Below are 26,875 nucleotides of genomic sequence, written 5' to 3' on the forward strand. Positions count from 1 at the left end.
TGGAGCTCCCGCGAGCTCTAACCCGAATTATCTGCGTCTATCCATTCACACATGGAAGTTGAAGCAATATGCAACTTATGGAATGGTCGGTTCAAAGTCGTTTCCTCTCTTCATGCTCATCGCCTGGATAAGAATGTCTCCCAAACAAATGGAATGCGCCGCCGCTTGGCGGTTTCTCGCGACGGTCTCCCTTGTCGCAATTTTTGCATCGCCGGCCCATGCCGACACGCCGTCCACCGCTTGGCCGCAAACGCAAAGCGACATCCAAGCCGATTCCAATGTCCATTTCGGCGTGCTCGCCAATGGCATGCGCTTTGCAATCATGCGCAACGCCACGCCATCAGGACAGGCAGCGATCCGCTTTCGCATCGGCTCCGGCTCACTGGAGGAAAACGACGACCAGCAGGGCCTGGCGCATGTTCTCGAACATATGGCCTTCAAAGGTTCGACGCATGTCGCCGAAGGCGAAATGATCCGTATCCTGCAGCGCAAGGGCCTGGCCTTTGGACCGGACACCAACGCCCATACCTCTTATGACGAGACTGTCTATGCACTGGATTTGCCCGAGGTCGATCCAGAGACGCTATCCACGGGCCTGATGCTGATGCGAGAAACCGCGAGCGAGCTGACCCTCGATGCCGGCGCCCTCGATCGCGAGCGCGGCGTCATCCTGTCGGAAGAGCGGCTGCGCGATACGCCGCAGTACCGCGCGGGGCTCGCAATCCTGAATTCATTGCTCGCCGGCCGGCGCGTGACCATGCGCCCGCCGATCGGTAAAGCCGATATTATCAGCAATGCGCCTGTAGACCTCGTCCGCGATTACTACCGGGCCAATTACCGGCCCGATCGGGCAACGCTTATCGTGGTGGGCGATATCGACCCCGCTGCCATGGAAATCGAAATCCGGCAGCGCTTCGGCGACTGGAAAGCCATAGGACCTACGCCTGCAAGTCAGGATACTGGCGCGCTACAGGCGAAAGGCGAAAGCGCGGATGTCATCGTCGTTCCCGGCGGCATGACCAGCGTCCAGATCGCCTGGACGCGTCCTTATGACGCCGCACCCGACACCTTGGCCAAGCGCCGCACGCAGCTTATTGAAGATCTGGGCCTGATGGTGCTCAAACGCCGAGTCAGCACCATCGCCAGCAAGCCGGATGCGCCTTTCATCAGCGCGGGCGTCGGCTCCCAGGATCTCCTAGATTCCGCTCATGTCGTCCTGGTCACGGCGAATTCCGAACCGGACAAATGGCAGACGGCACTCGGGGCCATTGACCAGGAACAGCGTCGTATTCAACAGTTCGGCGTTGCCCAGGCTGAGATCGATCGCGAAATCCTCGAATATCGCTCAGCCCTGAAGGCTGCTGCCGCCGGAGCCACGACGCGCACGACCACCGATATCGCTTCGGCGCTGGCTGGCAGCGTCGATGACAATCAAGTCTTCACGTCGCCTGCCGACGACCTCTCGCTCTTTGAGAGGGTCACGAACGGCGTCACCGCGGCCGAGGTCAATAAGGCCCTGCAGCGTGCTTTCTCCGGCAATGGTCCGCAGATCGTGCTCCAGACCGCCCAATCGCCGCAGGGCGGAGCCGACGCGCTCCGGCAGGTCTATCACGCTTCCAAGGCGATTGCCGTCTCGGCGCCCTCCAGTGCAGCCGATGTCGCCTGGCCCTACACCCATTTCGGCGCGCCGGGCGCTGTGGTCGAACGCCGCGCCGTCGAAGATCTCGGCCTGACCATGGTCCGCTTTTCCAACGGCGTACGGCTTACCGTCAAGCCGACCAAGCTGCGCGCCAATGAAGTGCTGGTGCGCGAGGATATCGGCCGGGGCCGGCTGGACTTGCCGCATGACCGTCCCCTCCCGATCTGGGCATCGCCGGCGGTCGCGCTGTCCGGCGTGAAGGCCATGGACTACCAGGATATCCAGAAGGCGCTGACCGCCAACATCGTCGGCCTTGACGTCTCGGTAGGCGACAGCTCCTTCAAGTTCGACGGTCGCACGCGGACTGAGGATCTGGCGACGCAATTGCAGCTCATGACGGCATACACCTCCGATCCCGCATACCGCCCCGAGGCGTTCAGGCGGGTGCAGCAGGCCTTTTTGAGCGGCCTCGATCAGTATGAGGCCACCCCTGGCGGCGTTGTCAGCCGTAACCTCGGAGGTCTGGTCCACTCCGGCGATCCGCGCTGGACCTTTCCGGATCGCGCCCAGTTGTCCGCCGCCAGGCCGGACGATTTCGAGGCGCTGTTCCGGCCTGTGGTGTCTAATGGCCCGATCGATATCACCATCGTCGGCGACGTGACGGTGGACGACGCCATCCGGCTGACAGCTGAAACCTTTGGCGCTTTGCTGCCACGCCCGGAGGCGGCGCCGAGTAATGATTGGGGTAACGTGCGTTTTCCGGCGGCCACTGAGAAGCCCGTTCTGCAGACCCATAACGGAAGGGCAGATAGCGCCGCCGCCGTCGTCGGAGTTCCCGTCGGCGATTTGCTCTCCGATCTCCCGCGCTCCTTCACCGCCAATGTTGCCACCCAGATTTTCCAGAATAGGCTGACCGACCAGTTTCGTATTGCAGAAGGAGCAAGCTACGCGCTGGACGGCGACGTTAATCTGTCGAGGGAAATTCCCGGCTATGGCTACGCCTATTTCTACGTCGAGACGGATCCGACAAAGCTCGCGCGCTTCTATGCACTTGTCGACGAGATCGCCAACGATCTCGGGTCGCATGATGTTTCTGCCGACGAGCTCGCACGCGCTCGCGAACCCATCATCGAGACACTGAAACACCAGCGGCAGGGCAACGAGTACTGGATTGAATATCTGCGCGGCGCCCAGATGGATCCGCGTCGTTTGGACCGCATACGCAGCAATCTCAGCGGCTACAACGAGGTTACGGCCGCAAATATCCGCGAATTCGCCACAACCTATTTCCGCCCGGAAAAATTCTGGAAGTTCGAAGTGCTGCCGGCGGCCGTAAGGTAGTTTCTCGAACCGAAGCCCCTTAAATTGGACGGTGTTGGGGAGGAGACACCGTCCCGGCCGTTGAGCAACAACTCAGGCGCGGCGTTTGACCACCCGCATGTTCATCTCCGAGCGAAGCGTGAAGCCTTGCGCCTTGTAGAGGGAAATGGCGGAGGTGTTCCCGGCATAGACATGCAGATAGGCCGTGTCGCCGTTAGCAGCGATTTCGCCGGCAACGAAGCGGAACAGCAGGGTGCCGAGGCCACGCCCTTGGAAGTCGGGATGGGTGCAAAGGCCACTCAGCTCGATGAAACCGGTCTGCCGCATACGCTGCCCGGCCATCGCCACCACACGGCCTTCATGCCTGATCCCCCAGAAGCTGCCCAGGCTCTGAGCGCGCAGGGTGAACGGCCCGGGTCTGGTCAAGCTCGCCAGATCAAGCATGTCGGCGGCGTCGGCCTCGGTCAGCGGCTGAATGCGGGAATCCGAAATCCTCTCATGAGGCCGCTCGGCAACCATCTGGGTCACCGGCGCCTCCATGACGACGGCAAGACCCGCTGGAATCGCGATCGGCCCGGCCTCGACGAGAAACATCTTCTCTTCCGCTGACGGCAGATTCTCCAAGGCATCGAGGCTCTCAAGGCTATCGTCGGCAGAGGCCGCGAAGGGAACGATGGAGGGTGGGTATCGCCGTGCGTAGCTGTTGCCTTCGGCAAGAGCGGCATGCGCGGTTTTGAGCGCGCTCCAGATCGGCCGGTCAAGCACGTGATTCATCGTCTTTCTCTCCCTATTGCGCGGTGGAAAGGGCGTGCGGGCCTGCAACCGTGCTCCGTCGTATGAGCGGCAGTGCCGCCAGCCCGTCCTCGATGGCAGCGAGTTGCTCGAGGATCGGTCCGTCGAGGTCGCCGCAGAGATCCGCAACCGCAGCCGCAACGCGCGGCCAGATGGTTGCCTTCGAATGATCGACGAGTTCCTGTCCTTTGTCGGATAGCGACACCAATCTGCGGCGCTGATCGTCCGGCGCCGACTGCATATCGACGAAGCCGAGTTCGAGAAGCTGCCCGATGGTCCGCGTCACGCCGGGCTGGGTGATGCCCACCGCCTGCGCAAGCTCGCCGATCGTCAGCGGCCCGGCCCGGTCGATCGCTGCGAGGAACGGATACTGACCTGCCTGGATGCCGACGCCGGCCTCGTCGATGACCTGCTGCGTATCGGCCTGCAGTCTCTCGCCGATGCGACGCAACCGGCTGCCCAGGCACAAAAAGCCAAGTGTTCGCACCACATCTTCGACCATTCAATCTCTCCAATTGCATTGAATGTTATATAACACGTTATATATTTGCAACGCGAAATTCAAGAGTAGGTATCTAGCGGCCGGAGGGGACTTATCGAAAGCACGCGAGGTCCTTCATTGGTCACGCCGCCTCGCGGCCAACAGAGAAATCGCCAGGACACAACTGAGTAGGGCGAGGGACGACGGCAGCCCCTGGTGCCCGACCAGTTGCATTGCCAATCCGGCCGCGGGCGAGCCCGCCATGCCGCCGATGCCCCATGCGAAGGCGAAGGCCGCATTGCCGGCAATCAGGGCTTGACCGCTGAAACGCTCGCCGAGTTGGATCAGCGACATGGTGTAGAGCCCGAACGAGACGCCGCCCCAGATGAAAACGAGCGGCCAGATGAGCCAGGTGGTGAAGGTTGACGCCAGCAGCAGGCAGCCGGAAAGACAAGTGAGGACGCAGAACAACATGGTCCGCGTCGCGCCGAACCGTTCCGCCACGCGCCCGAGCAGGATCTGCAGCACGGCATTGCCGGCAACGAAACAGGTGATAAGCGAAGCGATGCGGCTTTCAGTGCTGCCGAGTGCCGCGCCATAGACGGCAAGCAGGGAGAGCAGGATCTGCTCGAAGGCGGCGGCGGTGAAAACCGCAAACAGCAGCAGCGGCGCCCGCGCAAGGAAGCCGCCGACCGATATTGCCTCGCCTTCGCCGGGCATGTCAGGCAGGCGGAGGGCAACAACAAGCACGATCAGGCCGCAGCCAAGGAAGGCCCCAATGCCGATCAGGAAGGGTGCCCAGCCTTCCGTGCCACTGAGGCCGAGCGAGAGCGGACCGACGGCAAAGCCGGCCGAAACGATCGATGAATAGAGGCCCATGATGCGGCCCCGGCGCGACGCCGGCGTGATCGCGATCAGCCAGGTCTCGCTGATGACATAGAGTGGATTGGCAAAGAAGCCGAGCAGGAAACGCAGCGGCATCCAGGCCCAGACGTCCTGCCGCCCGGCTATTGCAATAAGGGTGAAGGCGGCCAGGATCGAACAGAGGGTTGCAAGCCGCGCTGCGCCCACCCGCCGCGAGAGCGCTGGAATTACGGGTGCCGATATGATGAAGCCCAGGGGCGTCATCGCCGCCGACAGACCGATCAGACCAGAGGCCGTTCCTTGGCGCTCCAGGATGAAGCTCAGCAGCGGATAGGTTAGCCCTTGCGCCACGGCAAACACCGTGACCGTCGCTATGATGCCTGCCATCGCGGCCCCGCGGATCCGATCGTCTTGCTGTGCTGTCGTGCTTGCGGCAGTCATGCAGATCTCCTCGTCAGTCGGCATAGGTGAGGGGGCAGAAGCCCCGCCCGAAAGAGGATAAATTCTGCGGAATAGAAGGAGCGGCGTAATTAAGCCGCTCCAAAAAGTTCTCAAAAACTTCCAAACGGACTATAGATCCGCTCTATGCAGGGATTGCGCTTTGCCTTTGGTCCGTTCGTGCTTGATCCGGAGGCGGGAACGCTCCTTCGGAATGATGAACCCGTTGCCATTGGTCATCGCGGGTTGAAGCTGCTTGCGGCGCTCGTCGGGCGATCCGGCGAAATCCTTGCCAAGGCCGAACTGATGGACGCGGCTTGGCCGGGCATGGCGGTCGAGGAGGGCAACCTCACCGTCCAGATCGCGCAGCTGCGCAAGCTGCTCGGCCCCGCTGCCGACGGCGGCGAATGGATTGCAACGGTTCCGCGCGTCGGCTACCGCTTCACGGGTGCCATGCAGCGGCTGAGCGGCGTGAAGCGAAAGACCTTGCCGCTGCCTGCCAAACCATCGATCGCCGTGCTGCCCTTCCTGAACATCGGCAACGATCCCGAACAGGAATTTTTCGTGGACGGGCTGACCGAGGACCTGATTACCGACCTTTCGAGAATGCCGGGTCTGTTCGTCATCGCCCGCAACTCGGCCTTCGCCTATAAGGTCAGGGCGGTTGACGTACGGGAGATCGCCGAGGAGCTCGGCGTACGCTACCTGCTGGAGGGCAGCGCGAGGCGCGCCGCGGGGCGCGTGCGCGTCAACGCCAAGCTGGTCGACACCCTCAGCGGCACTCATTTGTGGGCGGAACGCTTCGATCGCAGCATGGACGATATTTTCGTCGTTCAGGACGAGGTCACCGCCAGAATCGTCGAGGCGTTGCTCGGCCGACTGCGCACCCCGCCGCCGCGCCATCGGCCCAGAAGTCTTGAGGCCTACGATCTCTGCGTGCGGGCGCGCAAGCTGATGGATGATTCCCCGCAGGCGGCTGAGGAGGCGCATCTGATGCTGACCCGCGCAGTCGCTCTCGACCCCGACTATGCCGAGGCCTATCGCTGGTTGGCCATGAACCACTGGATGGGGTGGGTTCATAGTGGCGGGCCGACGGAAGCGACCCGCAGCATCGCCTTAAACTTAGCGCGCAAGGCCGTTGCGATCGACCCCAACGATGCCGGCTGCCGCTGGGTGCTGGCCTACCTTCTTGCCTATGAACGCGATTTTGCCGCGGCGGATGCGGAGTTCGCCAAGGCGATCGAACTTGACCCGAACGAGGCCGATACCTTTGCGGCATTATCCGACGTTACCGTTCTAGCAGGGCGGGTCGAGGAGGGGCTTGAGCAGATTCGCAAGGCGTTCCGGCTGAACCCGTTTCCGGCAAGCTGGTATTATCTGACGCTCGGCCAGGCACAATATGCGGCCGGGCAATATGCGGCCGCCGTCGAGACGTTGCGCCGCGACGAGACGTATCGCACAAGCTCGCGCCGTTTCCTGGCGGCAAGCCTTGCTCAGCTCGGCCGGCTCGACGAGGCGCAGGCGGAGACCGAACTCTTCCTTGTTGCCAACCCCGGCTTTTCCATCCGCCATTGGGCGGCGACCGAACCGTTTCGCGACGCTCGCGTGCTTGACCATTTCGTAGAAGGCTACCGCAAGGCCGGTCTTCCGGATTGATCCGCCGCAGCACTCACGGCCGGCGAGCGTGCCATGGATGGCGCGGCGACGTCCGGATATCGACAAGAGGCCGCCCGGACACGCCTTCGCCGACCGCGGGCGCCGGCTTCCAATTTCGGATCAGGCGATTTAAGGCGGCCGCTTCAGACCGCCATATTGGCCGCCGCCGACATCACTTCCCGAGGGGCGGGAACGCCGAACATATGACGGCCGGCCTCCTCGACTTCAGTAAAGCACCAGCGCACGACGCCATCGCGATCGAGCAGGAATTCGCCGACAAGCTGGCCTTCGCCGGGGACGAGCATCCGTTTGTCATCCTCTGTCATTTCGTAGCCGTCGGCCCTGTCGAGAATTTCCATCGCCGCCATCGGGTTCATCGGTTCGGGAAGCTCGCCCGGCATGTCGACGCGCATCGACATCACCGTGTCCTTGCTGACCTTGTGCGGCCACTCGTTTTCGGTCTCGGTGAAATGAACGCGCGGCAGGCCGAAGGCGCGATGCGATACCCGTTCGGGATCGGAGGCCGCCAGCAGGTTGGGAAGCGGGTGGTAGCGGAAGTAAAGGCGGGCTCGCTCGATTGGGGTATTGACGACGGTCAGGCTGTCGATGCCCTTCTCCTGCAATGCATCGGTCAGTTCGGCCATGGCGGCGATCTGCCTGCGGCAGAAGGGGCAATGCAGTCCCCGGAACAGGCCGACGAGCAGCGGCTTCTGGCCGCGAAAGTCGTCGATGGCGATCTTGCCCTGGCGGGTGATCGCATCCAGCACCACGTTTGGCGCGCGATCTCCAGGCTGCAATGGTCTATCGGCGCGGTTCTCTTGCATTGTTCATTCCTCCCATTATATGTTTGAATCTCTTGATGGATTCGATATTGCAAGGTTATTGCGACGCGAACCATTCAGTCGAGAAACGGCAAGACGACGAGCGTACCTGGGTCGAGGTTGTGGCGGATGCACACATTCTGTGCCAGCGTGAAGTACCGTTCCGCTTCGTCCATATCGTCATGTTCGAGGCTCAACGTCGCCAAGCCATCATAACACGGAAAGAGCAGTTGCGGCTCGTCTATTTCCTGAGCAACCTCAAGAGCTTCTTCGTAATACTTACGAGCTAGCTTCGGCTGCCCATGGCATTGGTGGATCTGGCCGAGGACAATCAGCGGCACGGATAGATGATCGCGCTGATCGAGCGCCCGGTCGATTTCGACTGCCTTTTCCGCCGCCGGCACGCCTTCGGCGGCGCAGCGATCGGTGAAGGTGCAGCAGGACACTGCGAGATTGGCGAGAAGGCGCGCCTGAAAGCCGAGATCGCCGATGCGGGTTGCGACCTCCAGGCCACGGCGGCAGATCGTGATGGCGTTGGCCGGATCGACGATCGTGTAGAGAACGCCGAGATTGGAATAGGCGCGGCAGGCGGCACTTTGCAGATCGGCTTTTTCGGCGACCGAGAGGCTGCGCTCCACTTCCTGCACGGCATCGCGCCGGCGTCCGAGCCGCGCGAGCGCGGCACCCTTGGTGTTCAACGCTTCCGCCATCGCCCGGGCTGCCTCGCGACCGGCTTCGGTCGTGCCGTCGATCGGCAGCGTCTGCAGGCATTGCAGCGCCTGTGTCGCCCACTCGGCGGCGGCGGCCTGATCACCCATGCGGAAGGCGAGATGGCCGCGCTCCTGCAGTAGGTGGGCATGTTCGACCGGGGCATCGATCGTCGCAATCATCGCTTCCGCGGCGGCGCAATGCGTCTCCGCCTGGTCGCGGCGCCCCGCATCGAGATGCAGGCGGCCGATCTTTCGCAATATCCTTCCTGCGGCGATCCGGTCGTCGTTGGCGCGGTGGATCGCAAGTGCCTGCTGATAATAGGTCAAGGCATCGTCGCGGCGGCCGGCAGGGCCGCAGAGATCGGCAAGGCGCTCCAGCAGCTCCAATTGCTCCGGCGTCACCTCCGGCTCGTCAGCGAAGGCCGCGAGGGCTTGACGATAGAGGCGCATCGCATCGTCATTGGCATAGGTCTTGCGCGCCTGATCACCCGCCGCCATTAGGTAGGCTGCGCCTTTGGCTTTATCAGTCGTGAGGCTGAAGTGATGGCCGAGTTGCGCCAGATGCTCGGGACGCTCGGGCGCCAGGCCATATTGGCGCTCCAGAACCCGGCCGATCCTGCCATGGAGCTCCATGCGCCGTTGCAGCAGCAGATTCTGGTAGATGACGTCGTGCATCAGCGTTTGGCTGAAGCGATAGCCGGGCGACCCGCCGGCATCGGGGCCGCGCAATTCCTCGATGATATTGGCATCGCAGAGATAGTCCAGCGCGGCATCGATGGCGGCCGGCTCGGTGGCGACGGCGCGGAGCAGGGCGGTATCAAATTTCGGGCCGACCACCGCCGCCTCCTGCGCCAACCGTCTCATCTCCTGCGGCAGACGATCGACGCGGGCAAGCAACAAGGCTTGCAGGTTCACCGGAATGGCGACATCCGTGTCGTCGGCCGCAACATGCCAGCGCTCACCGTCATGATGCAACGTGCCCATGTCGATCAGTCCACGCAGGATTTCTTCGATGAAGAGCGGATTGCCCCCGGCGCGGTCGAGGATGCGTTTGCGCATTGCGACCGGTAGCTTGCCATGCGCCTCGCCAAAAAAGGCGGCAAGCAGCCTCTGCCCGTCGGCCGCGGCGAGTGGGCCAAGACGCTGCACGGTGACGTTGACGCGATTGGAGTTCAGTGGGTCGGTCTGCGATGTCGGCCGGTAGATCACAAGCAGCATCAGCCGGCTGCGCTCCAGCCGATCCATCATGAAACGAAGCACTTCCAACGAAGCCGCGTCTGCCCAATGTAGATCCTCGATGACCAGCAGAAGAGGGCCTTGCGCCAGCCGCCGCTCGAAGACGGTGCGGATCGCGTAGAAGATCTGCCGCCGCAACTGCTCCGGCTCGATGTGGCGCAACGCGCCATCGGGATCACCGAGGCCGAGCACATGCAGAAAAAGCGGCAGGAGCCCGTCGACATCGTCCTGCGTCAGATCGAGTGCGCGAAACCCCGTCGTCAACAGCTGTCGTGTCCTGTCGCGATCGTCGCGCTCGCCGATCCCGTAAGCGCTTCGCACGACCGCGGCGAGGGTGCCGTAGGATTGTTCGCCAAGGGGAGAGCAGGTGGCTTTGCGGATGGCAAGGCCAGGAAAGCGGGTCGCATTCGCGGCGATCCCGACGAATTCGGTGGCAAGACGCGACTTACCGATACCCGCTTCGCCGATCAGGCGGACGAGCTGCGCGGCACCGTCGCAGGCGAGATCGAGGCAGGCGAGCAGCCGCGACAATTCCGCATCCCGTCCGATCATCGGCGCCTGAAGGCCGAAACTTTCGAGCCCGCGCGCTGTATGCGGCGCGTCCAGCAGCCCGGTCAGCCGATGGACGTGGACGTTTCCGCTTTTGCCGCGCAAGGTCTGCGCGCCGAGGCTGTCGAAGGCAAAGGCATGCCGGGTGAGGCGGTAAGTCAGTGGACCGACAAGAATATCGTTTTCGCCGGCCATGGATTGCAGCCGTTGGGCGGTGTTCACCGTATCGCCGGTCACGGAATAGGATTTGGCGCCGACCGCGCCGAAGCCGCCGGTAACGACAGGGCCGCTATTGATGCCGATATGCAGGCGCAGCGGCACACCGGCGCGCGACTGCCAGCGTGTGCCGACCGCGGCGGCTCGGTCGATCATATCAAGCGCGGCGCCAAGCGCCCGCACCGGATCGTCCTCGTGGGCAACCGGCGCGCCGAACAGCGCCAGAAGGGCGTCGCCGACGAACTTGTCGACGAAGCCGCCATAGGCTTCCACCGCCCGGGTCATCTCTTCGAACAATTCGTTCTGCAGCGCCCGCATGGTTTCGGGGTCGATCTGCTCGCTCAGCGTGGTGAAGCCGCAGAGATCGGCAAACAGCACCGTCACCGGCCGTCGGTCGGCATCGCCGTCGGATTTCGCCGGCACGAGCTCAATAGTCGGCTTCGGCGCAGGCGGGGCTCTACCTGAGATCGATGCACCGCATTTGGGGCAGAAAGCAAAATCGGGCTGACACGCATAGCCGCAGGCGGCGCAGGAGAGGGGCTGCCTTGCGCCGCATCGCGGACAGAAAGCAAAACCGCTCTGAATATCGAAACCGCAGCCAGCGCAATCCATCGCAGGCGTCTCACGAACCCGGTATGCGACGGCTATATCAGCCGCAACCAACGGGCCTCAACAGAAGAGCAGCATGAACCTGTTGCCCTGTGCCCGCAAGCATCAAATCAGGGCGCAGAACGACGATCGCCGTTGAACGCCGGGCTCTCTTGCTATCGGCGTCGGAGGTCAAACGAGGTCACCTCGTCCCTGCCAGAAACTGGCGGAAGCGATCCGATTTCGGATGCGTGAAAAGCTCGGTGGGCTCCCCTGCTTCTTCGACGACGCCCCGGTGAAGAAAAACCACTTTGCTCGACACGTCTCGCGCGAAGGCCATTTCGTGGGTTACGACAAGCATGGTCCGACCTTCCTCAGCGAGAGAGCGCATCACTTTCAGCACTTCGCCGACGAGTTCGGGATCAAGCGCCGAGGTCGGCTCGTCAAACAGCATGACCCTCGGCCGCTGTGCGAGAGCGCGGGCGATCGCAGCGCGTTGCTGCTGCCCGCCAGACAAATGCGCCGGATAAAAATTTCGTTTTTCGGCGATGCCGACCCGTTCGAGCAGAGCTTCGGCCTCAGCGATACATTCCGCCCGGTTGCGCTTCTGCACGTGCACCGGCGCTTCGATTACGTTCTCCAGGATCGTCATATGCGACCAAAGGTTGAAATTTTGAAACACCATGCCGATGTGTTCGCGCATCCGGTCGACTTGCCTGCGGTCAGCCGGCACCGTTCTATGCCCCGATTTCTTCAGAGCATACATCTCGCCACCGATGCGAATTTCCCCGCTGTCGGGGATTTCGAGCATGTTGAGGCATCTCAGCATCGTCGATTTGCCGGAGCCGGATGAGCCGAGGATGGAAATCACGTCCCCCTCATGTGCTTCAAGCGAAATTCCCTTAAGGACTTCCAGCGGGCCGAAGCATTTGCGAAGATCCTTGACCGAAACGGCAGCGCTTTTGTCCTTATTGTCGCTGACCAAACCTGTTCCCCTGTCAGACATGCACACTCCCGTTTAAGATTGCAGCCGCATGCGCATATGAGGCGAAAGCCAGAAATCGACCACCATGAGCATTCGTGTGACGACGAAAATGATCGCAAGGTAGATCGCACCTGCGACGATGAATATCTCGAAAGCGCGAAAGCTGTCGGCGATCAATTTTCCAGCCAGGCCGGTGACTTCCATGATCGTGATCACAGACGCGAGTGCCGTTGCTTTGATCATCAGGATGATTTCGTTGCCATAGGCGGGCAGGGCATGCCTGATGGCAATCGGCAGGATGATCCGTCTGAACAAGAGAACGCCCGACATGCCGCATGCGCGCGCCGCCTCGATCTCCTGGACGGAAACGGCCTGCAGGCCGCCACGGAAAATCTCACTGCAGTAAGCGGCGGTGTTCAAAGTGAGCGCCAGCACCGCGCACCAGTATGGTTCGCGAAAGAAGCCCCACAGGCCGAGGTCCTGCAGTTCATGCCGAAATTGGCCTAGGCCATAATAGATCAGAAACATCTGGACCAGCAGGGGCGAACCTCTGAATACGAAGACATAAGCACTGGTCATGTTTCGACCCACTGCACCGCCCGTGACGGCCAGGAGCGAGATCGCAAGCGCCAAGATGCTTCCTGCCAAGATGGACGTAACGGCAAGCTCAAGCGTTAGCGGCAAACCGCTTAGAAGCGTGAGAAACGTATCCCACAGAAAGCCGGTATCCATTACAACGCTCCCCGTATGCCCTGGGTCGTTCGAGCTTCCATTCGTCTGAACAGGATTGAAGAGAACCAGGTGATGACGAGATAGAGAACGACGGCCATCAGATAGAACTCGAAGGGGCGGCGGGTCGATCCGGCAGCGATTTGCGATTGGCGCAGGAGCTCTACGAGACCGGTGACGGAGACCAATGCCGATTCCTTCAGCACCAGTTGCCAGGTATTTCCGAGACCCGGAATAGCGTAGCGCAGGACGAGGGGGGCGACGATGCGCCTGAATTTGGGCCATCGCCGCATGCCGACGGCGCTGGCAGCTTCGATTTCGCCGCGTGCAACCGACCTGTAGGCGCCGCGAAATACCTCAGCCTGATAGGCCGCCGAAACCACGCCAAGCGCCAGGGTTCCGGTGAGAAATGCCGGCATTCCGATGAACCCTTGATAGCCGAACAGGCCGCCCAAGGATCCCAGGAATGCGCTGCCGCCGAAATAGAAAAGATAGATGACCAGAAGGTCCGGGACGCCGCGCAGAACGGTGGTGTAACAGTCCGCAAGCCAGCGAATGGCCATGTGGCGGGACAGCTGCATGAAGGTGATCATCGTACCGATCACCGTTCCGGCCAGAAAGCCGCAGACGGATACGCCGATTGTCATGGCCGCTGCAGTGAGGAGGAGCCAACCCCAACCCGTCTGCCCGAAGCCGACGATAGCAAGGTAACTGTCGATGGGTGCCATGCGGGGACCTCTTTGAGAAGGATCGGGTTTGCGTCAGTCGGCTGCTCGCCGATGCGCCCAGATGCGCTGGAGCTTCGACATGTTTTTGAGCGAGCTTTGCACATGCGCTCGCGCGGCCGCGGCCGCCGCCTCCCGGTCGCGTGCGCAGATGGCGTCCGCGATCGCCCGGTGCTCGTCGAGGTCCGTATGCTCCAGATCGACCCAAAGAACTTCGAGCCAAAGGGCTAGGCGAAGCTGCTGATAAACTTGATCCGTCACCCTGACGAGGGCCTCGTTTCGGGTTGATTCCACGATGACGCGATGGATGTATAGTCCAAGATCGAGGTTACGGGCCGCGTCAGACGGCGTCTTGTTGGTCGTATCCTTGAGTTCGACCATCTGGGCAATGACGCCCCTGAGCCTATCGAGGTCTTCCTCGCTCGCCACCTCGCAGGCGAGTTGCGCCGCACAAACGTCGAGCGCTTCGCGAACGACCAGCAGATTGCAGAACTTGGTGACGTCGAGATCGGTCACCGTGTAACCAAAATTCCGCTGACCGACGATAAGCCCTTCTTCTTCCAGCTTCATCAGGGCTTCACGCAGCGGTGTTCGGCTGACGCCGAAGCGCTTGGCGAGCGTCACTTCCGAAAGGCGCTCGGAGGGGCGAAGTTGGCCGGTGAGGATCAGGTCCTTCAATTGCGAATAGGTGCTCTCACGCAACGATCCCCGCTGTTCAGTTTTGGTCGATGCCAATCGATTCCCCTTCCGTCTCCGGTCCATTCACCGCTCGGTGAGCGTCACCATAACTTTTTCCCTCTTGCTCGATCAAGAAGAATACGATTATGTATACAATGTTGGCTACAACAAGCAATCGTCTTTTCCCCGGCTTTCAAAGTCGCTGGCGATCTGGTCGCAACACCTGGAGGTCCAATGCCGGAGATTCTCAGTCTGGACGAATTGCGGAAGCGCTTTTCGAACGCCTCAGGCGGTGAGATGTTCGATCCGGAGTTTCGGAAGGTGGCCGACCTGGTCTTCGGCGAGGGCGATCGTCGCCAAGCGCCTTACTGCGGCGTCCCGACATTGCTGAAAGCGCCGTATCGTCCAGATGCCGCACCCAGCTTTGCTGATATAGACATTGCGCTTTTCGGTATTCCGATGGATCTCGGGGTGACAAACCGATCTGGAGCGCGTTTCGGGCCCCGGGCTGTGCGCAACGTCGACCGGGTTGGCCCTTACGATCATGTCTTGCGGACCGTCCCGACCGCCCATGCACGTGTTGCCGATGTCGGCGATGTCCCGTTCAAAAGCCGCTTCGATCTAGCTGCATCCCATGACGATATCGAAGAATTTGTCGGCGGCTTGATAAAGGCGGGGGTCGTGCCCCTGGCAGTCGGCGGCGATCACTCTATCGGCCTTCCGATCCTCAGGGCGGTCGGCAGGGATCGTCCTGCGGGGATGATCCACATCGACGCCCATTGCGACACGGGGGGTTCGTTCGAGGGATGCAAATTCCACCATGGCGGACCGTTTCGCCAGGCGGTTCTGGACGGTGTGCTCGATCCCAGGCGGACGATCCAGATCGGAATTCGCGGCAATTCCGAATATCTGTGGGAATTCTCGTATGCGTCCGGCATGACCGTCATTCATGCGGAGGAGGTCGGCGATCTCGGCATAAGCGCCGTCATCGCCAAGGCGCGAGAGATCGCCGGGGCGGGGCCCACCTATGTCAGCTTCGACGTCGATTCTCTCGATCCCGCATTTGCACCAGGGACGGGAACGCCAGAGGTAGGCGGACTGACCTCGGCGCAGGCCCTGGGCATTCTGCGCGGTCTTATCGGCTTGAACATTGTTGGCGGCGACGTTGTCGAGATCGCTCCGCAGTACGACCCGACGTCGAATACGGCGCAAATTGCCGCTCAGGTTTTGTTCGAACTCCTCTGCCTCGCGGCCGAGGCAATCAAGGTTCGCGCGTCCTAGCTTACGGACGTCGCGGAGTCTGCAACCGCCTTGCCTGGGAAAAGGGCAGGGCGCACCAAAAGGGGAATAAAAACATGCAAGTATCAAAGCTTTTTCTGACGTCCGCTCTGCTCGGCGTCATCTCGGCCGGCGCTGCCGTTGCGCAGACGAAACCAACCGAGATCACCATTGCGACCGAGGGCGCATACGAGCCCTGGAATTTTTCCGGTCCCGACGGCAAGCTCGCAGGGTTCGAGATCGATCTCGCCAACGACCTCTGCGCCCGCATGAAAGTGAAATGCACCATCGTGGCGCAGGACTGGGATGGGCTTATTCCATCGCTTACGGCCAAAAAGTTCGACGCCATCATGGCCTCGATGATCGTGACCGAAAAACGCCTTGCGGTCATCTCCTTCAGCAAGCCCTATGCCCCGACCGCCGCCACCTTCATGGTCGAGAAAACCGGCCCTCTCGCCGATCTGCCGGGGACGGGGACGACGGTCGACCTCGCCGCCGACAAGGCGAAGGTGGAGCAGGAATTACAGCCGCTTCGGGACGCCCTCAAAGGCAAGGCCGTGGGCGCGCAGGTATCGACGGCGAACGCCGCCTTTCTCGACAGCTATTTTAAGGGCGTTGTCGATCCGAGAGAATACAAGACCGTCGAGCAGCATGATCTCGACCTCCAGGCCGGCCGCATCGACGCCGTCGTTGCCCAGAAAACGTCACTGACTGCAACGCTCGGCAAGGACGACTTCAAAGACTACAAGATCGCCGGCCCGACCTTCAAAGGCGGGGTCTTCGGACAGGGGATCGCGGCGGGGATCCGTAAGGACGATACGGTGTTGAAGTCGATGTTCGACGCGGCGATCGAAGCGGCGGAAGCCGACGGCACGATCAACAAGCTTGCGCAGAAATGGATCAAGACATCCCTTAATTGATTAAGCGGCAAAGCTCCCTCGGCAGCAATTGGCAGCTGGTGCACCGACTAGGTCGCGCCGGCTGCCGGTGCAGCTTGCCAGGCGTCGCCTATGAATAAGATCCACATTTGGAGAACCTCTGTGACCATCCTTCTCAATTCCGTCGAATCCCGGGACGCTGCGTTTGTTCTTCATCCCTATACCAACGCTTCGCAGCATTTGAAGGACGGCCCGCTGGTGATCACCAGGGGCGAGGGGATCCATATCGTCGACAGCGAAGGCAACAAATACATCGAAGGTCTCGGCGGGCTGTTCTGCGCGTCGCTGGGCTTCAGCGAACAACGTCTGGTAGACGCGGCGACCCGCCAGATGAAGGAACTGCCTTTCTATCACAGCTTCGGCGGCAAAACGCATGAGACGGCGGTCGAGCTGGCCGAAAGGCTTATTCAGCTTTCACCAGTCGCCATGTCCAAAGTCTTCTTCGCAAATTCGGGTTCCGAGGCCAACGACACGGCCATGAAGCTTGTCTGGTATTATCACAATGCCATCGGCATACCGGAAAAGAAGAAGATCATCTCGCGCATGCGGGCTTACCACGGCGTGACCATCGCTTCGGCAAGCCTGACCGGACTGCCGAACAATCACCGCGATTTCGATCTGCCGATTGATCGGGTGCTGCATACGGATTGCCCGGAGTTTTATCGCTATGGCCGGCCGGGCGAAACGGAGGAAGAATTCGCCACGCGCTGTGCCCACTCGCTTGAACAGATGATCCTCGCAGAGGGACCGGAGACCATCGGCGCGTTCTTCGCCGAGCCCTTGATGGCATCCGGCGGCTGTATCGTTCCGCCGCCAACCTATTACGAGAAGATCCAGGCAATCCTCAAGAAATATGACGTACTGCTGATCGCCGACGAAGTTATCTGCGGCTTTGGCAGGCTCGGTACGATGTTCGGTTCGGAAAGCTTTGGGCTCCAGCCGGATATGATCGTCATGGCAAAGCAGCTTTCTGCCGCCTATCAGCCGATCTCGGCACTGATGATCAATGAAAAGATCCATTCCGCAGTCGTTGCTGAGAGCGAGAAAATCGGAACATTCGGCCATGGCTTCACCTATAGTGGCCATCCCGTCGCGACGGCCGTCGCATTGGAAACCCTGAAAATCTACGAGGAACGCGACATCCTTGGCCACGTCCGCACCATCGCCCCGGTATTCCAGCGGCGGTTGAACGAACTTGGCGACCATCCGCTCGTCGGAAACGCTCGCGGTCGTGGACTCATCGGCACCCTTGAACTGGTTCGCAACAAAGAAACGAAAGAGCCGTTCAAGCCGACGGACGGCATTGCCATTCACGCAGGCAAGCAGGCTCAGCTCCATGGCGTCATCACACGCGCCCTTGGCGACAACTACTCTCTTTGCCCGCCGCTCATCATCACCGAGGCAGAAATCCACGAATTGTTCGATCGCTCCACGCGCGCATTGGATGATACCTATACATGGGCGAGGGCAACCGGCCTCTATTGAGCGAAGGAAGCGACGATATGCGAAATTTCGAATTGCCGGGAAGATCGATGGCCGTCGGCCGCAATGGCATGGCCGCGACATCGCACCCGATGGCGACTTTGACTGCGATCGAGATCCTGAAAGCCGGCGGAAAGGCCATCGACGCCGCAGTCGGCGCCTGTGCCGTGCAATGTGTCGTGGAGGCCGGATCCACCGGCATAGGCGGCGATTGCTTTGCATTGCTGGCGTCGAATGGAAATGATGATGTCATTGCCTATAACGGCTCGGGGCGCACGCCGGCGGCGGCGTATTTTGGCTGGTTTCAGGAAAACGGCATCAGTTCGATCGAGCGGTCATCGCCGCATGCGGTGACCGTTCCTGGGGCGGTGGACGCCTGGACCCGCCTCGTTGCCGATCACGGCAGGATGCCGCTGTCGGAAATTCTTGCGCCGGCAATTGCATTGGCTCGCGACGGCTATGCGATCACGCCACGGGTTGCCGCCGACATCTCTAACCAACGGGACCTGCTGCTGCGCGATCCATCGACCCGTCGCCTTTTCCTGATCGATGACCAGGCTCCGCCGGTCGGATCGGTTCAACATCAGCCGGAACTGGCGCAGACGCTGGAAACGATCGCAGCGTCGGGCCGTGACGGCTTCTATCGCGGTCCGGTGGCAGCCGACATGGTGGCCCGGCTGAATTCCCTTGGCGGCCTCCATACAGTTGAGGATTTTGCCGCAACTGCCGGCGATTATGTGAAGCCGATCAGCGCGACATTTCGGGGATGGACGGTGCATGAATGTCCGCCGAACGGGCAGGGCATCGTCGCTCTGATGATCCTGAAGATCTTGGAGCGTTTCGAACGCAAAGGCGATCCGCTTGGTGTGGACAATCTGCATATCGAAGTCGAGGCCACGCGGCTGGCTTATGCGGCTCGTGATCGATGGGTTGCCGACATGGCGGCCTCGGACGTTCCGGTCGACTTCCTGTTATCCGATGAACTCGCCGACAGCCTTGCCGCCAGGATCGACCTGAATACCATCGCCGATGCCGGGGCCGTTATCGACGGCGTCGAGCATGCGGACACTGTCTACATTACGGTTGTCGACAAGGACCGAAATGTCGCCAGCTTCATCAACTCGATCTTTCATTCTTACGGAAGCGGATTGATGGCGCCGAATTGCGGTGTGTTGTTCCACAATCGCGGGCAGAGCTTCAGTATGAGGCAGGGGCATCCGAACGCGATAGGGCCGCGCAAGAGGCCCATGCACACCATCATCCCGGGTCTGGTCACCCGCAATGGCAAGAGCGTCTTGTCGTTCGGTGTGATGGGTGGGCACTATCAGGCGATGGGCCACGCCCACTTCCTCTCCAAGCTGTTCGAGTTCAATCTGGACATACAAAGTGCGATTGATCTGCCTCGGCTCTTTCCGCTTCCCGGCACGGCATCGATCGAAACCGAGGCGCTTCTGAGAACCTCGATCGGGCGTGAGCTCGAAGCCCGCGGCTTTAAGGTCGTCGCCCCGACTTGGGCGATCGGCGGCGCCCAGGCGATCTGGATAGATGATCAAAACAACACACTGCTCGGCGCCTCCGATCATCGAAAAGATGGTTGCGCGCTCGGTTACTAACAGCAGGAGAGCTGAATGTCGGCGTATCCGAGTACCCAACTTTATATCAACGGCCGCTGGAGGCAGGGTTCAAACGACGATCTGCCTGTCGTCAATCCGGCCTCGGGCGAAGTCATCGGCCGTGTTTCCAATGCCGGCGCTCCTGATCTCGACGAAGCGCTTTCGGCAGCCGCCGCCGGGTTTGAGCAGTGGCGGCGCATAAGTGCGTTCGACCGGGCAAAGATGATGCGTGAGTCGGCCGAGATCCTGCGCCAGCGCTCAGCAGCGATCTCTCGAATAATGACATTGGAACAAGGCAAACCGCTCGCCGAGTCCAAGGCAGAGTCAGCCGCAGCTGCCGACATCATAGACTGGTTTGCCGAGGAAGCTCGCCGTGCCTACGGCGGGCTGATCCCGCCACGAGCGACCAATGTCAGGCAGATGGTGATCAAGGATCCTGTTGGCCCGGTGGCGGCCTTCAGTCCCTGGAACTTTCCGCTGAACCAGGCTGTCCGCAAGGTCGCGGCCGCCCTTGCAGCCGGCTGCTCGATCATATTGAAGGGGCCGGAGGAGACGCCGGCGAGCTGCGCCGAACTGGTTCGCGCCTTTGCCGATGCGGGTCTGCCGGCGGGCGTCCTCAATCTCGTTTTCGGAATTCCGGCCGATATTTCAAATCACCTGATCCCACACCCCGTTATCCGGAAAATTTCCTTCACCGGATCGACGGTCGTCGGAAAGCAGTTGGCCTCCCTGGCCGGCGCCCACATGAAGCGGGTAACAATGGAACTCGGAGGCCATGCGCCTGCGCTCGTTTTCGATGATGCCGATATCGATCTCGCAGTCAGGCTATTGGCCGCTGCGAAATTTCGAAATGCCGGGCAAGTCTGCGTCGCGCCGACCCGGTTTCTCATTCAGCAACGCGTCTTCGATAAATTCCTCGATGGCCTGGTAAAGGCGGCCGAGGCGATCACAGTCGGCGATGGATTGAGCGACGGCGTCACCATGGGACCGCTTGCCAACGCGAGGAGGGTAGGGGCCATGGAGGCGCTGGTAGCAGACGCGGAGATGCGTGGTGCGAAGATTGCGACCGGCGGCAAAAGGATCGGCAATCTCGGTAACTTCTTCCAGCCGACGGTTCTCACCGACGTTCCGCAGCATGCCCGCTTGCTGAGCGAAGAACCATTCGGCCCCTTGGCGATCGTGAGTGCATTTTCGGACTACGACTCTGCCATTGCGGAGGCCAACCGTCTGCCATACGGCCTGGCGGCCTATGCCTACACAACTTCGGCAAGGACCAGCGCAGGCCTTGCTCGCGATATCGAAAGTGGGATGCTGTCGATCAATCATCATGGGTTGGCGCTGCCGGAGCTGCCGTTCGGAGGCATCAAGGATTCCGGCTACGGCTCGGAAGGCGGCGCTGAAGCAATGGAGAGTTACTTCAATACGAAACTCGTGACCGAGGCGGCTTGAGCAGGCTATCGGCTTGCCTTTGCCGTTCCCTTGCCCTTCATCCGGCAAAATTCGATCAACTGATCCGAGGTCATCGGTCGGGCCAGGGCGTAACCTTGCAGCAAATGGCAACCGAGATCTTTCAGGATCTTCGCATGCTCCATTGTCTCCACGCCCTCGGCAACGATGTCGATGTTTTGCGACCGGCCGATTTCGATGATGGAGGAGACCAGACGGCGTTGCGAGGGGGAGGCGATGATCGGCTTGATGATTTCTCGATCGATCTTAAGTCTGCGCGGCTCAAATCGAAGCAAGCTGACGATGCTGGCATGTTCCGTGCCGAAATCGTCGATCTCGATTTCAATGCCGAGCGCCTTGATCGTCGGAATGATCTCGCTGAGGGCAGGTTGAAGATCGTCGAAAGAGATCGTCTCGAGCAGCTCGAAACACAGACGGCCTTTCGCTATGGGAAGCTCCGACAGTTCGGTAAGCAGGCTCGGCTGCGCCAGGCGGCGCGCTGAAATATTGACGGAGACCCGCGGAATTTGCATTCCCAAGCCGTCCCATCTCGTCAGCTCGAACAGCGCCTTTTGCAGGATCAGCCGATCCATGTCGCCGGTGCGCCCCAGCTTTTCCGCGGCGTCAAGGAATTTGTCGGGTCCGAGCACACCCTTTCGCGGGTGGTTCCAGCGGGCGAGCGCCTCGACGCCTGCGATATCAAGCGTGACCGCGTTAAACTGCGGCTGGAAGAATGCGACGAGTTCGTCGCGATCGAGCGCCTGATTGAAGTCATCCGCCAATTCTTTTGAATGGATTGCGGCGCTGCGGAGCTCTTCGGTGAAAACGGCCGCGCGGCCGCGGCCGGCTTTCTTCGCCTCGTACAGAGCCAGATCGGCATTCAGAAGCAACTGACCGAGGTCCCGGTCGCGAGCCCGTTCCCAGGCGACACCGACGCTTGCGCCGACCACATAACCGGCTCCATCGATAAAGATGGTCTGCTGCAGTGCGTCGACAATCTGCCTGGCCAATTCGGTTGCTTTGGGCTCGGGATCGCTGCTCCAACTGGCGAAGACGAACTCGTCTCCGCCGATGCGCGCCGCGACATCGTTGGGGCCGGTCATTTCGGCAAGCCGCGAAGCCGTTGTTTGCAGGACCATGTCGCCGCCGGCGTGCCCCTTCGTGTCGTTGATCTCTTTAAAGCGGTCGAGGTCGATATGGATGAGGATCAGGCGATCTTGCGGATCGGGCCTCGGCGGCTGCGAGATCATCTGGTCGACAAACCGCCGATTGGGTAGTCCGGTGAGGGCGTCATGCAGTGACAGGTGCTCCAGCCTCTGTCGTGTTCGTACGAGCTTGCTCTTGTGAAGGCGCAATTTTTCGATGGTCTTCTGGCGCGATTTGGTCAGAAAGCCGACCCAGACGATCGGCGCGACGACACACAAGGCCAACAGACTGGCATAGAGCTCAAAAGTGCCGATGCCGTTATTCTGCCCCCATCCATGCCTGGGCAGTGCGGCGAGGGACCATCGGCCGTAAGTCATATCGACGGAGGCGACGACCGGTTTCTTCTCAAAGGTTTCCAGGCTGCCAAAAAAGACCTGTTTGGCCGAGTTCGGCTCCGGCGTCGTGCTGATGGCGATCTCCAGCTCGGTCGAACTAAGACCGCTATCCCGGTATAGCCTCGGAATATCGATGATGCCGGAAAGCAGACCCCAAAAGATCTGGCTGTTTCCATCGTCGATATAGACCGGGCACCTGACAACGAAAGCCGTTCCGCCTTGGACAAGCTCCACCGGGCCTGTCAGGACGATATTGTGTGTGTTGCGCGCCAGCATCGCGGCGGCCCGTTGCTTCTCATTTCTTCGGTAGTCGAGTCCGATGGCCCTTTCGTTTCCTTTTTCCGGATAGACCCACTGGACCACCATGTCGGGCGCAGCAGCGAAGCTTCGCAATTGCGAATCCGGCTGCAGAATCTGCGCGGCAAGTTTGGAAAATCTGTTCTGGCCCATCGCCGGATCGACCGCGATACCCGCCGCCAAACCTTGCAACAGCTTCACATTGCTATTGAGGTTGGTCTGAAGCCGAGATGACATCGTCGCAAGCTCGCCGGCAACAACCGAGCGCTCGTTGGCCAACGACCGCTCAAGCCGCCAGTTCGTTGCCACCCAAACGACGATGGCTGCGATAACGGCCGCAAATATTGCCGGAGCAAATGCGCTCGCATGGCTCATCAGGGAGCCAGCGAGGCCACGAATTGTCTTTGTGTTTCTTCGAAACTTCATCAAGTCGCCAGTATGAATGACAGGCTGGCATCCTTGCACAGTTTCTTTAAGGCAACGCTAAGCGGCCGATCCGGGTGCAGGAAGGACAATCCAGTGGGAATATGGTCAGTCCGGCGCGCGCGGGTTGCGGAGTCAGGAGGGCGAGGAGGAGGCGGGACCGTCGCACTTGGAAATAGAATGTACCCGGCTACATCAAAAGATCACATAAGATAGATTATGGAACAAAATCTTTCATCATTGACGCCAAAGGCTTGCGCCGCTCCAACGTTGCGCTGCCCCAGTCCGGCTCAGCTCCGATCGCGTTGCGGGTTCAGCGCGATATTCAGGCCCACCTTCACTCTGTCCATCGCTACAAAACTGCGGAACCGCTTGACGTTCCTGTTGGCGAAGAACAGGCGCCGGGTCATGGCTTCGTAGTCTCCCATGGTTCGGACGACGACGATCAGAATGAAATCCACTTCGCCCGTCACGTAGTAGCACTGCTGGACTTCAGGAGCCTCGGCGAAGGATTTCTTCGTCGCGTCGTGCGTGGCGCCGAACTCGCTGTGCATCTCGACTTCGACAAAGACCGTGATCTCGTGCCGCACATGGGAAGGCTCGATCACCGCGACGTTGGCGGCAATCGTACCCGTCTCCTCCATCCGCTTGATCCGGCGCTGCACGGCTGGTGCCGACAGACCGACGACTTCCGCGATCGAGCGCTGCGGTGTCTTGTTGTCCCGCTGGAGAATCTCGAGAATGGCGAGGTCGAAGCGGTCAAGCTCCACCATATCCGCTGAAATCTTGTCGATCATACAGTGATCCCTTTGAGAGGAGCATTTGGCGACAAAGTAAGAAAACCCTCCATTTTGGCGGCGGTAATGAGCGAATGTTGCATAATTGGTATCGAAATACAGCGCCAATTTCTATCGGGATGAAGTAATTATCAGGGCGTACGCATTTTCGAAAGGATGTCCGGATGGTTCTCCTGAACCAACACGCCGACTACCGCAAACCCATCGACGCAGCCGACGCCGAGGTTTTGGGAGTTGAAGCCGCCAAGACCGTCGAACGCTTCTTGCATCATCGCGAGGGCCACAAGCCGCCTCCTTTGCTCTCGCTCGCAAATCTTGCGCGTGAGATCGGGGTCGGTTCGATCCTGATCAAGGATGAGGGCCATCGCCTCGGTCTTGGCAGCTTCAAGGCGCTCGGCGGTTCCTATGCCGTGATCCGGCTCGTTCTGGAGGAGGCTTCGAAGCGCCTTGGCCGCGAAGTGGACGTGGCAGATTTGCAGACCGTCGATGTGAGAGCCATCGCATCGAAAATGACGGTCGCCTGCGCAACCGACGGCAATCATGGGCGCTCCGTCGCCATGGGGGCGCAGCTCGTCGGCGCCAAATGCTCGATCTTCGTTCATTCCGGCGTCAGCAAGGAGCGGATCGACGCAATCGCCCGCTATGGCGCAGATATGATCCGCGTCGACGGCAATTATGATGACTCCGTTCGCGAAGCCGCGCGCGTTGCCGAGGAGAAGAACTGGATCACGGTCTCCGACACGTCTTGGCCGGGCTACGAACGCATCCCGGGCTTCGTCATGCAGGGCTACACCGCGTTGCTGACCGAGGCGCTCCGCCAGATGCCGGAGCCGCCGACCCATGTTTTTGTGCAGGCCGGCGTGGGCGGCATCGCCGCTACGGTTGCGGGCCACTTCTCCGTCCTTTTCGGTGACAAGCGCCCCTTCTTCGTGGTCGTCGATCCCTCCCGCGCAGCCTGCATCGTCGAGACAGCGCGCGCCGGACATCCGGTGAAAGTCGATCATGGAGAGGCCACCGTGATGGCGATGCTGGAGTGTTATGAGCCGTCGCTGGTGGCGTGGCGGATCCTGTCGCATGCTGCGGACGCATTCATGACGGTCGACGACCCCGACGCGATCGAAGCGATGAAACTGCTTGCGAGCCCTGGTGGGTCCGACCCAGCGGTCGTTGCCGGCGAAAGCGGCGGCGTAGGTCTCGCGGCCCTTCTGAAAGTTGCCGCCGACAGGGAACTGCGGGCGAAGGTCGGCCTTGACGCGCAATCCCGCGTCTTCCTCATCAACACCGAGGGCGCGACAGACCCCCTCCTCTACGAGAAGTTTGTCGGCGCAACGCCGGCGGACATAGCAGCGAAAAACTCCGGCCAAAGCGGAGTTAAGGAAAAGGTGGTGTGATGAGCGAGATTTCCATCAACTCCGAACGGCTGCTCGGCCGGATCCTTGAGCTCGGCGAAATCGGTCGTGACGACGACGGTCGGCTGACCCGTCTCGCGGCTTCGGATACGGAGAAGCTCGGACGTGACAAGTTCGTCTCGTGGATTGAGCAGGCCGGCTTGGGAGTTGCCGTCGACCGTATCGGCAACATATTCGGCATCTGGAGGCCCGCAGCCGTTTCCGACGAAGCACCGCTCATGCTCGGATCGCACATCGATACCGTGATCAACGCGGGCATTTATGACGGATGTTATGGCGTTCTGTCTGGCCTTGAAGTCATCGAGACGCTTGTCGCAGCGGGTTTCCAGCCGTCGCGTCCGATCGTGGTCGCCGCCTTCACCAATGAGGAAGGTGTGCGCTACGCCCCCGACATGATGGGATCGCTCGTCTATGCGGGCGGCCTCGATGTCGACGCCGCTCACGCAACTGTGGGAACAGATGGCACGAAACTTGGTGAGGAGCTGCGGCGCATCGGCTACGATGGAGAGCATCAGCCAGGCTTCATCCGGCCACATGCCTACATCGAGCTGCATATCGAACAGGGTCCGGTTCTCGAGCGCGAAGGCATTCAGATCGGCGCCGTGGAAAACCTGCAGGGCATCTCCTGGCAGCGGGTGACCATCAGCGGCGACGCCAACCATGCGGGAACCACACCAATCTCGATGCGTCGCGACGCCGGACATGCCGCCGCGCTCGTCATCACCTTCCTGCGGGAACGCGCAAGGAACTCGAAGACGCCGACAGTGGCAACGGTTGGCTGCATGAGCTTCGAGCCGAACGCGATCAACGTCATCCCTTCCCGCGCAACCTTTACGGTGGATCTACGCGATCCGGACGAGGATCGGCTGAAGCAAGAGGAGGCCGCTCTCGAAGCCTACCTTGCGCAACTGGCGAAGGAGGAGGACGTGTCCTTCGAGGTCGAACGCCTCGCCCGCTTTCAGCCGGTGGCGTTCGACGGGAAGATCATCGAACTGATCGAGAAAGCGGCGGCCGGGCGCGGACACACGGTTCGCCGCATGACGTCGGGGGCGGGCCATGATGCGCAGATGATCGCGCGGATCGCCCCCTCGGCGATGATCTTCGTGCCGAGCCTCGGCGGCATCAGCCATAATCCGAGGGAAAAGACCCAGGACGAAGATCTGGTCGCCGGAGCGAACATGCTTCTCGACGTTGTAAAGCAGATTACGGGCGGAGGAGTTTGAG

The 26,875-nt window shown here is 60.9% G+C and carries 20 protein-coding genes; 9 read left to right on the forward strand and 11 right to left on the reverse strand.

All coding sequences use genetic code 11. The annotated features are described in order from the left end of the window. The first annotated feature begins 133 nt into the window (after positions 1–133). A complete protein-coding gene (locus N2597_RS09285) occupies positions 134–2,980 on the forward strand; it encodes a M16 family metallopeptidase (protein WP_225881360.1) in 2,847 nt (948 codons plus the stop codon). Positions 2,981–3,052: 72 nt separating this feature from the next. Here the strand turns inward: N2597_RS09285 and N2597_RS09290 are convergent, their stop codons facing one another. The 3 genes from N2597_RS09290 to N2597_RS09300 all read right to left on the reverse strand — a co-directional run bounded on the left by N2597_RS09290 (position 3,053) and on the right by N2597_RS09300 (position 5,537). Beyond that, positions 3,053–3,733 (reverse strand): GNAT family N-acetyltransferase, encoded by a 681-nt coding sequence (locus N2597_RS09290; RefSeq protein ID WP_009996873.1) that lies wholly within the window; start codon positions 3,731–3,733, stop codon positions 3,053–3,055. 13 nt (positions 3,734–3,746) lie between these two features. Then, positions 3,747–4,253, reverse strand: coding sequence for a MarR family winged helix-turn-helix transcriptional regulator (locus N2597_RS09295; RefSeq protein WP_096762759.1), 507 nt, complete (start codon positions 4,251–4,253; stop codon positions 3,747–3,749). A 114-nt stretch (positions 4,254–4,367) separates the two neighbouring features. Next, positions 4,368–5,537, reverse strand: a complete 1,170-nt coding sequence (locus N2597_RS09300) for an MFS transporter (protein ID WP_077993651.1) — start codon at positions 5,535–5,537, stop codon at positions 4,368–4,370. A gap of 144 nt (positions 5,538–5,681) precedes the next feature. Between N2597_RS09300 and N2597_RS09305 the strand changes: the two genes are divergently transcribed. Then, the gene (locus N2597_RS09305) at positions 5,682–7,190 is read left to right on the forward strand and encodes a winged helix-turn-helix domain-containing tetratricopeptide repeat protein (RefSeq protein ID WP_077993648.1); all 1,509 of its coding nucleotides are present in this window, start codon (positions 5,682–5,684) and stop codon (positions 7,188–7,190) included. A gap of 143 nt (positions 7,191–7,333) precedes the next feature. On the opposite strand, the gene N2597_RS09310 is transcribed toward N2597_RS09305, so the two are convergent. The 6 genes from N2597_RS09310 to N2597_RS09335 all read right to left on the reverse strand — a co-directional run bounded on the left by N2597_RS09310 (position 7,334) and on the right by N2597_RS09335 (position 14,511). After that, positions 7,334–8,014 carry a peroxiredoxin-like family protein gene (locus tag N2597_RS09310; RefSeq protein WP_038688944.1) on the reverse strand — a complete coding sequence of 227 codons (681 nt, stop codon included), beginning with the start codon at positions 8,012–8,014 and terminating at the stop codon, positions 7,334–7,336. Between the two features lie 74 nt (positions 8,015–8,088). Beyond that, a complete protein-coding gene (locus N2597_RS09315; RefSeq protein WP_077993644.1) occupies positions 8,089–11,334 on the reverse strand; it encodes an adenylate/guanylate cyclase domain-containing protein in 3,246 nt (1,081 codons plus the stop codon). 178 nt (positions 11,335–11,512) lie between these two features. Next, the gene (locus N2597_RS09320) at positions 11,513–12,316 is read right to left on the reverse strand and encodes an ABC transporter ATP-binding protein (RefSeq protein WP_096762762.1); all 804 of its coding nucleotides are present in this window, start codon (positions 12,314–12,316) and stop codon (positions 11,513–11,515) included. A 12-nt stretch (positions 12,317–12,328) separates the two neighbouring features. Next, positions 12,329–13,027: an ABC transporter permease gene (locus tag N2597_RS09325; RefSeq protein ID WP_086156225.1), complete on the reverse strand. Its 699-nt coding sequence runs from the start codon at positions 13,025–13,027 to the stop codon at positions 12,329–12,331. Further along, a complete protein-coding gene (locus tag N2597_RS09330; protein ID WP_077993641.1) occupies positions 13,027–13,752 on the reverse strand; it encodes an ABC transporter permease in 726 nt (241 codons plus the stop codon). The genes N2597_RS09325 and N2597_RS09330 overlap by 1 nt, the downstream gene beginning before the upstream one ends. A 33-nt stretch (positions 13,753–13,785) precedes the next feature. Next, complete coding sequence (locus N2597_RS09335; RefSeq protein WP_038688953.1) at positions 13,786–14,511, reverse strand: GntR family transcriptional regulator; 726 nt, start codon at positions 14,509–14,511, stop codon at positions 13,786–13,788. 150 nt (positions 14,512–14,661) lie between these two features. On the opposite strand from N2597_RS09335, the gene speB reads away from it, so the two are divergent. The 5 genes from speB (at position 14,662) to N2597_RS09360 (ending at position 21,187) form a co-directional block, all read left to right on the forward strand. Continuing rightward, positions 14,662–15,708, forward strand: coding sequence for an agmatinase (speB, locus tag N2597_RS09340; protein WP_183596277.1), 1,047 nt, complete (start codon positions 14,662–14,664; stop codon positions 15,706–15,708). 74 nt (positions 15,709–15,782) lie between these two features. After that, positions 15,783–16,625 (forward strand): transporter substrate-binding domain-containing protein, encoded by an 843-nt coding sequence (locus tag N2597_RS09345; RefSeq protein ID WP_183596275.1) that lies wholly within the window; start codon positions 15,783–15,785, stop codon positions 16,623–16,625. 120 nt (positions 16,626–16,745) lie between these two features. Further along, complete coding sequence (locus tag N2597_RS09350) at positions 16,746–18,128, forward strand: aspartate aminotransferase family protein (protein WP_077993637.1); 1,383 nt, start codon at positions 16,746–16,748, stop codon at positions 18,126–18,128. 17 nt (positions 18,129–18,145) lie between these two features. Continuing rightward, a complete protein-coding gene (ggt, locus tag N2597_RS09355) occupies positions 18,146–19,738 on the forward strand; it encodes a gamma-glutamyltransferase (protein ID WP_183596273.1) in 1,593 nt (530 codons plus the stop codon). Positions 19,739–19,753: 15 nt separating this feature from the next. Next, entirely contained in the window at positions 19,754–21,187 is a 1,434-nt protein-coding gene (locus N2597_RS09360; protein WP_183596271.1) for an NAD-dependent succinate-semialdehyde dehydrogenase, read from the forward strand. Between the two features lie 5 nt (positions 21,188–21,192). Here N2597_RS09360 and N2597_RS09365 read toward each other — a convergent pair whose 3' ends face one another. Then, positions 21,193–23,448, reverse strand: coding sequence for a bifunctional diguanylate cyclase/phosphodiesterase (locus tag N2597_RS09365; protein ID WP_106795647.1), 2,256 nt, complete (start codon positions 23,446–23,448; stop codon positions 21,193–21,195). A 287-nt stretch (positions 23,449–23,735) separates the two neighbouring features. Further along, on the reverse strand, positions 23,736–24,242 hold the full coding sequence (locus N2597_RS09370; RefSeq protein ID WP_183596269.1) for an Lrp/AsnC family transcriptional regulator: 507 nt from the start codon (positions 24,240–24,242) through the stop codon (positions 23,736–23,738). Positions 24,243–24,406: 164 nt separating this feature from the next. Here N2597_RS09370 and N2597_RS09375 point away from each other — a divergent pair, with 164 nt between their 5' ends. Together N2597_RS09375 and N2597_RS09380 are read left to right on the forward strand one after the other, a co-directional pair. Then, positions 24,407–25,633 carry a diaminopropionate ammonia-lyase gene (locus N2597_RS09375; RefSeq protein ID WP_183596267.1) on the forward strand — a complete coding sequence of 409 codons (1,227 nt, stop codon included), beginning with the start codon at positions 24,407–24,409 and terminating at the stop codon, positions 25,631–25,633. Beyond that, positions 25,633–26,874, forward strand: a complete 1,242-nt coding sequence (locus N2597_RS09380; protein WP_096762771.1) for a Zn-dependent hydrolase — start codon at positions 25,633–25,635, stop codon at positions 26,872–26,874. The genes N2597_RS09375 and N2597_RS09380 overlap by 1 nt, the downstream gene beginning before the upstream one ends. Position 26,875 lies beyond the last annotated feature (1 nt).

The organism is Rhizobium sophoriradicis (assembly GCF_025200795.1).
In the GTDB taxonomy this organism is placed as follows: domain Bacteria; phylum Pseudomonadota; class Alphaproteobacteria; order Rhizobiales; family Rhizobiaceae; genus Rhizobium; species Rhizobium sophoriradicis.